Below are 12602 nucleotides of genomic sequence, written 5' to 3'. Positions count from 1 at the left end.
GCACTCACGTGATCCGCACGAGTAGGGGAGCGACATGGGGCTGTTCGGCAACGACGAGGACAGAGCACGCAGGGAGACCGAACGGGCGGAGCAGGAGCGTCTGCTGGCCGAGCAGCAGCGAGCGAAGACGGAGGCACGCGCACGGGAGGCGTGGGCGGCCTCGCCGCTGGGCCAGGCAACGGCCGCGCTGGAGGCCGGACGGACCTTTCTCGAGCTCCAGCTCGAGGTGGGTCGCGCGGAGGGTCAGGCGATGTGGGGGACCCGGGACTATGCCTCCACCGAGCAGATCACCAGTTCCGCGGAGCTGCTCGGGGACGTCGAGCGCCTCGGCTGGCACCTGGAGCACGTCGGCTACGTCTTCCGGATGACCGGGCAGTCCAGCAGCGAGAAGATGTTCCTCTCGGGCCAGGAGTCAGCAGTCAGCGGGGTGACCATGGGGATCTACCTGTTCCGCGCCGTCAGGTCCGGCGCCGACGACGGCAGCACCATCGCCACACAGCCTCCGATCCGCTAGGAGCCGCCGGGGGCTGCTCCGGAGCGTCGCAGCCGTCGGGCGACCGCCCGCTGTTGGACCCGGCTGGCCCGCACCACGAGCGGAGCGGCGCGCACGGCCAGGCCGGGAGCCAGGTCGAAGGCGCGGGCCTGCAGGCCCCGCCAGCGCGGCACCGACGTCACCGGACGGGGCCGGGCCACCACCTGCAGCACCACGTCCGCGAGCTCACCGGGCTGCAGCAGCGTGCCGGAGAAGGACATCGAGGCAGTCGGGTCCTCGAGCTTGTCGAATAGCATCGGGGTCCACATGCCGTCCGGGCAGACGCAGCTGATGTGGATGTCGGTGTGACCCGCGAGCCGCAGGTCCGCCTGCGCGGAGGTGCTGAAGCCGAGGACGGCGTGCTTGGACCCGGCATAGACACCCTCGCCGGGCACGGTCACCAGCCCGGCCAGCGAGGCAATGTTGATGATGTGCCCGCGCCCCACCGGCCGCATCACCTCCAGGGCGGCGATCGTGCCGTGCATGGTCCCGAGCGCATTGACCTCGAGCATCAGCCGACGCATGGCGTCGTCGTGCTCCCAGACCGGACCGGTGGCGAGCACCCCGGCGTTGTTGATCCACAGCCCCAGGCCGGGCTCGGCCAGGCGTTGCGCCAGAGCGCGGCAGGCCCCCTGGTCGCGCACGTCCAGGGCCTCGCCCACGGCGTCGTAGGCCGGACCGGTCGCGTTGATCTCCGCCGCGGTGGTCCTGGCCAGGTCGGCGTCGACATCCGTGACGTGCACGGCATACCCCTCCCGGGCCAGGCGCACCGCGATCTCCCGCCCCAGGCCGCGGCCCGCGCCGGTGACGACGGCGGCGCCGCGTCGGTTGCGGGTGGCACGGCCCCGCCCCCGTCGGCGCTCTCGGGAGAGGTCCCAGAGGTAGTGGTCGAAGTCGACCTCCATGGTGTGCCGCGGTGAGGCATAGAAGCGGGCGGCATTGCGCTCGTGGTCGGCGGCCAGCTGCGTGCGCACCTCGTCAACAGCCGGGAACTCGTAGCTCCCGGTGAGGATCTCGGCGATCCACCGCGCCTGCGCCTCCGCCAGCGGCATGACCGCCCCGATGGGCTGGAGCAGCCCCAGGAAGTAGAGCCCGGGCAGGTCGGGGTGGACCGTGCGCTTCCACAGGGGCAGGTCGTTGTCGGGGGCGTCCAGCAGTTCGGGGTCCAGGAAGGGGAAGGTCACCCGGTAGCCCGTGGCCCACACGATCAGGTTCGCTGGGGCGCTGCTGCCGTCGACGAAGGCGACTCGGTCCCCGGCGAGACGCTCGATCGCGGGGCGCGGGGTCACCCGGCCGCTGCGCAGTGCGTCGCGGATCTCCTCGGACTGCACCGGGTGCGACTGGCTGGGGGCGTGAGGTGGCTGCGGCAGGCCGAGCCTGGCCACGTTGCCGGCGGTGATGGCTCCGAACCGCAGCCGGGCTCGGGTCAGCAGCCAGGGTGCCCACCCCGGCGCGGTGATCTGGTCGGAGGCGATTCCGGCGGTGAACTTGGGCAGCACCCACTGGCCGCGGCGCTGCGAGAGGTTCGTCGAGCGGGCGACCCGTGCGCTCACCGACGCGATGTCAAGGGCGGAGTTGCCGGACCCGACGACGACCACATCGCGGCCGCGGAGCTGGTCGCCGCCGCGATAGTCGTGGGCGTGGATCTGCTCACCGTCGAAGGTGCCGGGATAGGCCGGCTCCGGCCAGCGCGGGTCCCAGTGGTGGCCGTTGGCGACCAGCACCGCCGCATAGTCCGCGGTCCGGGTGCCTTCCGGCCCCTGCGTCGTGACGCGCCAGTCGGCATGACCCACCGGGTCGGCCAGCGAGCTGCGGGCCCCCGCCACCCGCTCGACGTTGGTGACCCTGGTGCCAAACGTGATCGTTTCTGCAAAACCGAAGTGCTCGACATACGCCTCGAAGTAGGCCGCGACCTGGTGGTGCTTGGCGTAGGGCGGGTAGTCCGGCGGCATCGGGAAGTCGGAGAAGGCCATCCGCCGGGTGGAGGTGTTGATCTCGAGGGTCTCGTAGCAGGCGGACTGGCCGTTGGGGTTGTCCAGCACCCAGTTGCCGCCGACGACGCTGCCCTTCTCGAAGCAGTCGAACGGCACGCCCGCCAGATAGAGGGACTTGGCGGCGGCCAGCCCGCTCGAGCCGGCTCCGATGATGCAGACCCGAGGGAGTGAGGGGTCGGGCACCACCGGCGCGGTGACGGCAGGGGCACGGTGGCGCTGGGTGACCAGGTACGGCATGGCGCACATCGTGCCACCAGCAGTGCGGAACACTGGGGTGTGGCCACCATCCAGGGGACTGCGTCCACCCTCGAGCTGCCCGACGTCGTCGCGCAGCTCGGCACCGACCCAGAGCGCGGGTTGGGCGCGGCCGAGGCCGCACGCCGCCTGGCGGCCGAGGGGGCCAACGAGCTGCAGGTCGCACCGCCGGTGCCGACCTGGCGCAAGATCCTGGCCCAGTTCCAGGACCCGCTCATCTACCTGCTGCTGGTCGCGGTGGTGATCGCCACGCTCGCCTGGGTCGTCGAGGGCGCCCAGGGACTGCCGACCGACTCGATCGTCATCACCCTCATCGTCATCGCCAACGCGATCCTCGGCTACAGCCAGGAGGCGAGGGCTGAGCAGGCTGTGGCTGCCCTGCAGAGGATGACCGAGTCGAGCGCGACCGTGGTCCGCGACGGTGAGACGCAGGTCGTGCCGGCCGCCGAGATCGTGCGCGGGGACGTCCTGCTGCTGGCCGAGGGGGACAGCGTGGGCGCGGACGGCCGCGTGGTGGAGGCCAACGCGCTGCGCGTGGCCGAGGCCTCGCTGACCGGCGAGTCCACTGCCGTGGCCAAGAGCCCGGGCGTGCTGGCGGGCGGAGAGGCCCTGGGCGACCGCACCAACATGGTCTTCCGGGGCACGGCGATCACCCAGGGGACCGCCAGGGTGATGGTCACCGGGACGGCGATGGACACCGAGATGGGTGCCATCGCCACGATGCTCGAGCAGACCCAGCGTGAGCCGACGCCGCTGGAGCGCGAGATCGCGCTGATCGGCAAGATGCTCGGTGGCATCGTGATCGTCATCGCGGTCGTGGTGATGGCCACCGTGTGGGTGATCAGCGATGTGGACACCCTCGACGACGCCGTGACCGTGCTCCTGCTGGGCGTCTCGCTCGCCGTGGCCGCCGTGCCCGAGGGGCTGCCGGCCATCCTGTCCGTCGTGCTGTCGATCGGTGTGCAGCGGATGGCTCAGCGCAACGCGATCGTCAAGAACCTCAGCTCCGTCGAGACGTTGGGCTCGGCCTCGGTCATCTGCTCGGACAAGACCGGCACCCTGACCAACAACGAGATGACCCTCCAGGTGGTGCTGACAGCCTCCGGCGAGGCCGCGGTCACCGGGGTCGGCTACGCGCCCAAGGGGCAGGTCATCGCCGTCAGCGTGCCGCAGCGGGCCGAGGACATCGTCGTCCTGTCCGGGGGCTCGCTGGCCTCCAACTCCGAGCTGCGCCAGACGGATGGTGAGTGGCAGATCCTCGGTGACCCCACGGAGGCGGCCTTCCTGGTGGCGGAGCGCAAGATGGGCCTGACCGAGCGGCGGACCGCACGCTTCAGCCGGGTGGGGGAGGCGCCGTTCACCTCCGAGCGCAAGCGGATGTCCACGGTGCACCTGGACCACGAGCACGACGACCAGCCGGTGCTCATCAGCAAAGGCGCCCCGGACGTGCTCCTGCAACGGTGCACCAGCATCCGGGTGGGGCTGGAGACCCGCCCCCTAGACGACGCGAGCCGCAGCGACATCCTGACCGGCGTCGAGGGACTGTCCGGCCGCGCGATGCGCACCATGGGCGTCGCCTACCGGCCGCTGACCGTCGAGCAGGTCGGCGCCGAGGTCATCGCCTCCGGTCGGGTGCCGGCCGAGCTGGCCGAGGAGCTCGAGGACGAGCTCACCTATGTCGGCACGGTCGGCATGATCGACCCCCCGCGGGAGTCTGCGGCCGAGGCGGTCAGGCAGGCCCAGCGCGCCGGCATACGGGTCATCATGATCACCGGCGACCACCCCGCCACCGCCCTGCGGATCGCCCAGGACCTCGGCATCGCCGCCCCCGGCGAGGCCGCCCTCACCGGGCCCGAGCTGGACACCATGGACGAGGCCGGCTGGGCGGCGGCGGCGGCAGAGGTCAACGTCTTTGCCCGGGTCGCGCCCGAGCACAAGCTGCGCATCGTGGACGCGCTGCAGGACACCGGTCAGATCGTCGCGATGACCGGGGACGGCGTCAATGACGCCCCGGCCCTGAAGTCCGCCGACATCGGCGTCGCGATGGGCATCACGGGGACGGAGGTGACCAAGGAGGCGGGCTCGATGATCCTGGCTGACGACAACTTCGCCACCATCGTGGCCGCGGTTCGGCAGGGCCGGGTGATCTTCGACAACATCAAGAAGTTCCTGCGTTATCTGTTGTCGTCCAACATGGGCGAGGTCCTCACCGTCTTCCTGGGCGTCGTGCTGGCCGGCGTCATCGGTCTGACCGCCGCCAGCCAGGACGCCATCGTGCTGCCCCTACTGGCGACCCAGATCCTGTGGATCAACCTGGTGACCGACTCGACCCCGGCGCTGGCGCTCGGCGTGGACCCCGAGACCGACGACGTGATGGCGCGGCGTCCGCGTGTGGTCGGTGAGCGGGTCATCGACGCACGCATGTGGGGCGGCATTGTCGCTGTGGGTGCGGTGATGGCGGCGGCGACGCTGCTCACGATCGACATCTTCCTGCCCGGGGGCCTGATCGAGGGCAGTGACTCCCTCGAGGTCGCGCGCACGGCCGGCTTCACCACCTTGGTGCTGGCCCAGCTCTACAACGTCTTCAACTCCCGGTCGCAGACCACCAGCGCCTTCCGCAAGCTGCTCAGCAACAGATGGTTGCTGGCGGCCGTCGCCTTCGGAGTGGCCTCGCAGGTTGCGGTGGTGCACGTGCCCTTCCTGCAGGAAGCCTTCGGCACGCAGCCGCTGGACCTGGGGCACTGGCTGGTGTGCGCCGCGATGGCCAGCACCGTGCTGTGGTTCGACGAGGGGCTCAAGTTCGTCGAGCGTCGGCTCGACACCCGTCGTGGTGTCAGCAGCGCCAGGTGAGGGCCCCCGGCACCTGGTTGTTGACGCGGCGGGAGACCTAGGTCGCTCCCAGCGCGCCGGGAACCGTGCGCAGGTGTGAGGTCTGGGACGCCCACAGGTGTGCGGTGGCCCAGGCGCGATACGGACGCCACGACTCTGCCGCCTGCTGGGCCGCCCGGGCCGGTGCGCCGGCGAGTGCCCGGCGGACCACCGCGTCAGAGGCAGGGAAGGCGTCGGGGTCGCCCAGGACGCGCAGCGCGAGGTACTCCACCGTCCACGGCCCGATCCCCGGCACCTCCAGCAGCCGCGCGCGGGCGGTCGGCGGGTCGCTCCCGGGATCTAGTGAGAATCCGTCGGCGAACACAGCCGCCAGCGCCTGCACCGTGCGTGCCCGGGCGGTGGTGAGTCCGACGGCGGCCCGCAGCTCCTCCGAAGGTGCCGCGACCAAGGCGGCTGCGGTGGGGAAGAGCCGCAGGCCGGCCACCTCGCCGGGGGAGTATGCCGTGCACAACCGCTCGGCGAACAACCTGCCTGCGGAGAGGGTCACCTGCTGACCGAGGACCGTGTGGATCGCCGCCTCGAATCCGGCCGGATGGCGCACCGGACGCAGGGCTGGCCGCTGCCTGACCAGCCGGGCGAGCAGCGGGTCGGCGGCCAGGTGGGCGCCCACCGGTGCCGGGTTCGTCTCCAGGTCGAACCACCACCGGACCAGGGCCGTGGCCTCCTCGATCACCGTCGCGGGGGCCTCCACGTCGATGCCGGCGGGGCCGATCCGGAGCGTGATCACGGTGGGTGTGCCGGCCAGGTCCAGCAGGCGCCGGTAGGTGCCGGCTGGGGAGACCTCCTCGCTGCCGGGGGTCGCGTGGTTGACCAGGGTGGTCAGGGTGGTCTGCGCCTCGAGCCCACCGACCGCGGGCAGCTCACGACGAGTCACGAGGTGCAGCGTAGGTCAGCAGGACCGACAGTGCGACGATGGACCCCGGCGCCGGGCAGACCCGGCGAGGGCCACCGCGTGACACCTCCGTCGTGGCCGTGCGCGACTGGGCAGGTGGGAAGGACGCGAGATGGCAAGTGACCTGCGGGGTCGCAGCATGTTGAGCCTGGTGGAGGAGAGCCCGGAGGAGATCCGCGATCTGCTGGACCTGGCGGCGCAGCTCAAGAGCGCCAAGCGAGCCGGCACCGAGGAGCGCCACCTGGTCGGCAAGAACATCGCGCTGATCTTCGAGAAGACCTCGACCCGCACGCGCAGCGCCTTTGAGGTCGCCGCGCACGACCAGGGCGCCTCCAGCACCTTCCTGGAGCCCAGCTCCACCCAGATCGGGCACAAGGAGTCGATCAAGGACACCGCCCGCGTGCTGGGCCGGATGTATGACGCGATCCAGTACCGCGGCTCCGCCCAGTCGGTGGTCGAGGAGTTGGCCGAGTACGCCGGGGTGCCCGTCTACAACGGCCTGACCGACGACTGGCATCCCACCCAGATGCTGGCGGACGCGCTCACCATGATGGAGCACACGGACAAGCCGCTCGACCAGATCTCCTATGCCTATCTCGGCGACGCCCGCAACAACATGGGCAACTCGCTGCTGCTGATCGGGGCCAAGCTCGGCATGGACGTGCGCATCGGGGCGCCGAGCGCCCTCCAACCGACCGACGAGCTCGTCGCGCAGTGCCGTGCGATCGCGGCGACGACGGGCGCCCGCCTCACGCTCACCGAGGACCCGGTCGAGGCCGTCGCGGGGGTCGACTTCGTGCACACTGACATCTGGGTGTCGATGGGTGAGCCCGCAGCGGCCTGGGGCGAACGGGTCGCCATCCTGCTGCCCTACCAGGTCAACGCCGCGCTGATGAGTGCGAGCGGCAACCCCGAGGTGAAATTCATGCACTGCCTGCCAGCCTTCCACGACACCGGCACCGAGACCGCCCGCGACCTGGTGGAGCGGTTCCCGCGCCTGGCTCAGGGCGCCGAGGTGACCGACGAGGTCTTCGAGTCCGCGGCCAGCATCGTCTTCGACCAGGCGGAGAACCGCATGCACACGATCAAGGCGCTGATGGTCGCGACCATCGCCGGGCGCGCATGAGCACCGTCACCGGCGACCCCGCCCTCCGGGATCCGGCCCGCAAGGTCTCCCGCCGAGCCATCGGCTACTGGACCACCACGGCGGTGATCTATGAGGGCATCTTCCTGGCGATCCTGGTGGTCGTCTATCTCGTCGTGCTGCCCGAGCGCTACTGGTGGGCGAGTGCGCTGCTGACCGTGGCGGTGGTGCTGGCGGTCGCCGAGATACTCGTCGTGCCACGCTTCAAGTTCGCCGTGCACCGCTGGGAGGTCACCGACTCAGCCATTTACACCCGCTCGGGCTGGCTGAACATCGAGCAGCGCATCGCCCCGTTGTCGCGGGTGCAGACCGTCGACTCCGAGCAGGGGGCTATCCAGCGGATGTTCCGCCTGGCCTCGATCACGGTGACCACCGCCTCATCAGCCGGCGCCATCGAGATCAAGTGCCTGGACCAGGACGAGGCGCGTCGTGTCGTGGCGCACCTGACCGAGATCACCGGCCGCGACGAGGGTGACGCCACGTGAGCCTGCCCGACGGCCCACCACCGGAGGGTCCGGCAGACAACCTGGCCGACGGCCCACCACCGGAGGGTCCGGCATACAACCTCCCGCCGCCGGACTCGGTGCGGGACCGGGAGTGGCACCGCCAGTCCCCGCGGATGCTGGTGGTCCACCCGGTCCGCATCCTGTGGTCGATGGCGTTCCCGATCCTCATCGCCTTCGTCGGGATCCGGCAGTCGACCGACACCTCCTGGTCGCTGCGGTTGCTGCCGGTGCTGCTCGTCGGTGCCCTGGCGCTCGGTCTCATCCCGTGGTTCACCACCCGCTATCGCTTCACCGACACCCAGCTGCAGGTGCGCACGGGACTGATCAACAAGTCGGAGAAGACCGCACCCCTGGACCGGGTGCGCTCGGTCGACCTGGAGTCACCGCCCCTGCACCGTGTCCTTGGGCTGTCTAAGGCCAAGATCGGCACCGGTGTCGACGAGACCCGGCTGGAGCTGGACGGCCTGGCGACACTGGAGGCCGGTCGGCTGCGGGAGTACCTCCTGCTGCGCGGGGCCGCTGGTCGCGGGCGGACCAGCAGCCAGCCGGTGGCGCCGCCACCGGGGGAGCACGGCGTGCCGGAGCCGGTGCCGGGGACGACGGCACCGGCTCAGGACGAGGTCCTCGCCGAGATCGACTGGTCGTGGCTGCGCTTTGCCCCGTTCAGCCTGTCCAGCCTGGTCATCGTGGCGACGGCGCTCGGTCTGCTCTTCCAGTTCGGTGACGACTTCGGTGTCCTCAGCCAGGACCGGGTGGAGGGGACCTACGAGTGGGTCCTGGCGCAGGCGCTGCTCGCGGTCGTGGTGGGCGGCCTGCTGGCGCTGCTGGTCGGCTGGCTGCTGGTGTCGACGATCAACTATGTCCTGCAGTGGTGGAACCTGCGCCTCGTGCGGGAGCCGGGCGGCACGATCCGGCTCACCCGCGGGCTGCTGACCACCACCTCGACCACGGTCGAGGAGGCCCGGATCCGGGGCGTGCAGCTCACTGAGCCGCTGCTGCTGCGCGCGGTCGGTGGCGGTGAGCTCACGTCGCTGGCCACCGGCGTCGGCTCCGGTGGCACCACCAAGCTCCTGCCGCCCTGCCCGCGGCACGTGGCCGAGTCGGTGGGACACAGTGTGCTGGGGACCGGGGAGCAGCTGGTCGATCCGACCGGTGACACCCCGGATGACCCCGGTGCTGGCGGCGACGGCCCCCTCGACGGCCCGCTGACGGTGCCGGTGCGCAGCCACGGCCCGGCTGCCCACCGGCGGCTCCTGATGCAGAGCCTGTGGCCCACCCTGTTTCTCACAGCGGGTGCCGCGGGACTGGCCTGGTGGCTGTCGTGGCAGTGGTGGATCGTGGGTGCGGTGGCGGTGGGCGTCGGGTTGATCAACCTCGGCCTGGCCGAACTGGCCTTTCGCAACCTCGGCCACCAACTGACCCCCCAGCACCTGGTGGGCCGCAGCGGTGCGCTTCAGCGCCAGCGGGTGGTGCTCGAGCGCGCCGGTGTCATCGGCTGGGTGGTGCGCCAGTCATTCTTCCAGCGCCGCCGTGGCCTGGCCGACCTGGTCGCCACGACTGCGGCCGGACCCGAGCAGGTCACGATCACCGACATCCCGCTGCCGTGGGCCCTGGAGCTTGCCAGCCAGACCACCCCGACCGTGGTCGACCAGTTCCGGTCGACCGGAGAGGAGCCATGATGGCTGAGGACCTCACCCGGATCTATGACCGGGCCACCTTCCTGTTCGACAACAAGGAGTTCGTCAAGGCCGCCGAGCTGTTTGCCCAGCTGGCCCAGGAGGAGCCGGACCACCTGGAGGTCCGCATGTGGCTGGCCCGCGCCTACTACCACTCGGCGCAGCTGGGTCGCGCCGAGGAGGTGCTGGAGGCTGTGGTCGACCGGTGGCCCAGTGAGGCCTACGCCCACCTCCTGCTCGCTCGCACCCTGCAGCGGGCCGGACGTGCGGACGAGGGGCGCCAGCACCTGAAGATCGCCGAGGCCATGGGGCTGACAGAGTAGGACCGCCCGGGGGCTGCGGGGTCAGTTCCAGAAGTCGAACCACATCCGCATCTCCCAGTCCCCTCGCGGCATGGTCTGCGCGGTGTAGACCGGGTAGTACCAGATGAACAGCGCCACGGCCGCGGCCAGATAGAGGATCACCACGGCCGCGCCCCACCGCCGCCGGGCCGCGGAGTCCTCGGCCCGGCCATAGGCCAGCGCCAGGCAGTAGGTGACGATGAGGACCAGCCAGGGCACGAAGGCGACCGCGTAGAAGCTGTAGATGGTGCGCGTCTGATACATGAACCACGGCAGCCACCCGGCGACCAGGCCGGACAGCGCCGCACCGGCGCGCCAGTCGCGGCCGATCAGCCACATGAATGTCACCACCAGCAGCCCCAGCGTGGCTCCCCACCACACGAAGAGGTTGCCGAGCGAGGCGATGTAGGTGACGCAGTCGCTGACCTCGCAGCCGCTCTCACCCAGCTTGGGCCAACGTGCATAGAACAGGGTGGGCCGTCCCTGGATGATCCAGGACCACGGGTTGGAGGACCAGGCGTGCTCGTTGGCCAGGCCGACGTGAAAGCTCATCACCTCCTGGTGGTAGGCCCACAACGAACGCAGCGGGTCCGGGACCAGCGAGCCGAAGCCCGAGGCGGGGTTGTCCGCCGCCCACTGCCGCTTGTAGCCGTGGTCGGTCCCGAACCAGCCGACCCAGCTGGCCAGATAGGTCACCAGCGCGACCGGCACCATCTGCAGGAAGGCGGGTATGCCGTCGCGCACCAGGGAGCCGAGGAACCACTGCTCGGCCCCGGCAGCGCGCCGCGCCCCCATGTCCCACCAGACGGTCATCAGCCCGAACACGGCCAGGAAGAACAGGCCGGACCACTTGGTGCCGATGCACAGCCCGAGGCTGACCCCCGCCGCCACCCGCCACCAGCGGATCCCGAGTCCGGGACCCCACGACATACTCCCCAGGCCTGGCAGCCGATCACCGACCCGCGCCGCCAGCCGGCGACGACCGTGGTCCCGGTCGATCAGCAGCAGGCAGAACGCCGCGAGGGCCCAGAACATCACGAAGATGTCCAGCAGTCCGGTGCGGGAGTGCACGAAGTGGTGCCCGTCGACCGCCAGCAGGGTGGCCGCTGCCGTAGCCAGCAGCGGGTTGTGGAACATCCGCCAGGCGGCACGGCCCACCATCAGGATCGACAGGGTGCCCACGACCGCGGCGGCCACCCGCCAGCTGAACGGGTTCTCGACACCGAAGAGCCACTGGCCCAAGCCGATCATCCACTTGCCGACCGGGGGGTGCACCACCATGTCCGGTGCCGTCCCGAAGACGTCCGGGTTGCCGGCGGTGAACAGCACGTCCGGTTCCTCCAGGCCGGGCTTGATGTCCATCTCGACGCCGAACTTGATCAGCGACCAGCCCTGCTTGACGTAATAGGTCTCGTCGAAGACGAGGGAGGTCGGCTGGCCGAGGCGGATGACCCGGATGATCCCGCCGAGGGCCATGACGATCAGCGGACCCCACCAACCCCAGGCTGCGGCGCGCGCTCCGGGCGCCGGGCCGAGGAGTCGCGCGCGCAGTCGGGCCACGCCCCCGGTCGCTTCCGTCACGGCGTCATAGTAGGCGCGTGAGCCCGTGAGCATGGCAACAGTGGTCCGGGCATCCGAGACCGCGGGTCGGCGCAGTAGTACAGTCCTGATCGTGGCCACCTCAACAATCGCCGCGGGCAAGCGGCCCAAGACGCGGAGCATCCTGCTCAAGACGGTGATGGCCGTCACCGGGCTGATCTTCGTCGGGTTCATCCTCGCGCACATGTACGGCAACCTGATGATCTTCGCCGGCAAGGAGGACTTCAACGAGTACGCGCACCACCTGCGCGAGTTCGGGACCCCGATGCTGCCCTATGCCGGCTTCCTGTGGGTCATGCGCATCACGCTGGTGGTCAGCCTCGTGCTGCACGCGGGCTCGGCGTTTGCGCTGTGGCACCGTGCCGGCCAGGCACGCACCACCCAGTATCTCGCACGCAAGGGTCAGTGGGCGACCTTCGTCAAGCGTTCCATGCGCTGGGGTGGCGTGGCGCTGCTGATCTTCGTGGTCTTCCACATCCTGCACTTCACGACCAACACCATCCAGATCGGTGGTGACTACGACAACCCCGCCGACCGTCTGGTGGCCAGCTTCGGTGAGTGGTGGGCCGTGCTGATCTATCTGTTCGCCGTCGCCGCCCTGGGCATGCACCTGCTCCACGGCATCTGGTCGGCGGGCATGACCCTGGGCCTGAACACCAGCCTCGACGCCGCTGAGCGCCTGCGTCTCGCCGCGATCCTGGTGGCCGTGGTCGTGGTGGTCGGCTTCGCGCTGCCCCCGGTGGCGATCCTCCTCGGGTTGATCCCATGACAACG

10 protein-coding genes are annotated in these 12602 nt (G+C 70.4%); 7 read left to right on the top strand and 3 right to left on the bottom strand.

Translation table 11 applies throughout. From position 1 onward, the window contains the following. Positions 1–34: 34 nt before the first annotated feature. Positions 35–514: a hypothetical protein gene (locus FNH13_RS16850; RefSeq protein WP_143784518.1), complete on the top strand. Its 480-nt coding sequence runs from the start codon at positions 35–37 to the stop codon at positions 512–514. On the opposite strand, the gene FNH13_RS19635 is transcribed toward FNH13_RS16850, so the two are convergent. Continuing rightward, entirely contained in the window at positions 511–2763 is a 2253-nt protein-coding gene (locus tag FNH13_RS19635; protein WP_228266456.1) for an SDR family NAD(P)-dependent oxidoreductase, read from the bottom strand. The two genes, FNH13_RS16850 and FNH13_RS19635, sit on opposite strands and share 4 nt — an antisense overlap. A 39-nt stretch (positions 2764–2802) precedes the next feature. Between FNH13_RS19635 and FNH13_RS16840 the strand changes: the two genes are divergently transcribed. Further along, complete coding sequence (locus FNH13_RS16840; RefSeq protein WP_143784517.1) at positions 2803–5631, top strand: cation-translocating P-type ATPase; 2829 nt, start codon at positions 2803–2805, stop codon at positions 5629–5631. 37 nt (positions 5632–5668) lie between these two features. Here FNH13_RS16840 and FNH13_RS16835 read toward each other — a convergent pair whose 3' ends face one another. Further along, positions 5669–6544, bottom strand: coding sequence for a DNA-3-methyladenine glycosylase family protein (locus FNH13_RS16835; RefSeq protein WP_143784516.1), 876 nt, complete (start codon positions 6542–6544; stop codon positions 5669–5671). A gap of 130 nt (positions 6545–6674) precedes the next feature. Between FNH13_RS16835 and FNH13_RS16830 the strand changes: the two genes are divergently transcribed. The 4 genes from FNH13_RS16830 to FNH13_RS16815 are packed head-to-tail and all read left to right on the top strand — an operon-like array spanning position 6675 to position 10211. Then, entirely contained in the window at positions 6675–7688 is a 1014-nt protein-coding gene (locus FNH13_RS16830) for an ornithine carbamoyltransferase (protein WP_143784515.1), read from the top strand. Then, positions 7685–8191, top strand: coding sequence for a PH domain-containing protein (locus FNH13_RS16825; RefSeq protein ID WP_143784514.1), 507 nt, complete (start codon positions 7685–7687; stop codon positions 8189–8191). The genes FNH13_RS16830 and FNH13_RS16825 overlap by 4 nt, the downstream gene beginning before the upstream one ends. Continuing rightward, positions 8188–9891, top strand: coding sequence for a PH domain-containing protein (locus FNH13_RS16820; protein WP_143784513.1), 1704 nt, complete (start codon positions 8188–8190; stop codon positions 9889–9891). Before FNH13_RS16825 ends, FNH13_RS16820 begins: the two co-directional genes overlap by 4 nt. After that, positions 9891–10211 (top strand): tetratricopeptide repeat protein, encoded by a 321-nt coding sequence (locus tag FNH13_RS16815; protein WP_202878814.1) that lies wholly within the window; start codon positions 9891–9893, stop codon positions 10209–10211. Before FNH13_RS16820 ends, FNH13_RS16815 begins: the two co-directional genes overlap by 1 nt. Positions 10212–10232: 21 nt before the next feature. Here FNH13_RS16815 and FNH13_RS16810 read toward each other — a convergent pair whose 3' ends face one another. Further along, the gene (locus FNH13_RS16810; RefSeq protein ID WP_228266455.1) at positions 10233–11810 is read right to left on the bottom strand and encodes a dolichyl-phosphate-mannose--protein mannosyltransferase; all 1578 of its coding nucleotides are present in this window, start codon (positions 11808–11810) and stop codon (positions 10233–10235) included. A 91-nt stretch (positions 11811–11901) separates the two neighbouring features. Here FNH13_RS16810 and FNH13_RS16805 point away from each other — a divergent pair, with 91 nt between their 5' ends. Further along, on the top strand, positions 11902–12597 hold the full coding sequence (locus tag FNH13_RS16805; protein WP_228266454.1) for a succinate dehydrogenase cytochrome b subunit: 696 nt from the start codon (positions 11902–11904) through the stop codon (positions 12595–12597). Positions 12598–12602 lie beyond the last annotated feature (5 nt).

The sequence above is a fragment of the Ornithinimicrobium ciconiae genome (genome assembly GCF_007197575.1).
Taxonomy (GTDB): domain Bacteria; phylum Actinomycetota; class Actinomycetes; order Actinomycetales; family Dermatophilaceae; genus Ornithinicoccus; species Ornithinicoccus ciconiae.
The sequence above is the reverse complement of the archived record's forward strand: the minus strand, read 5'-3'. Positions and strand labels throughout refer to the sequence as shown.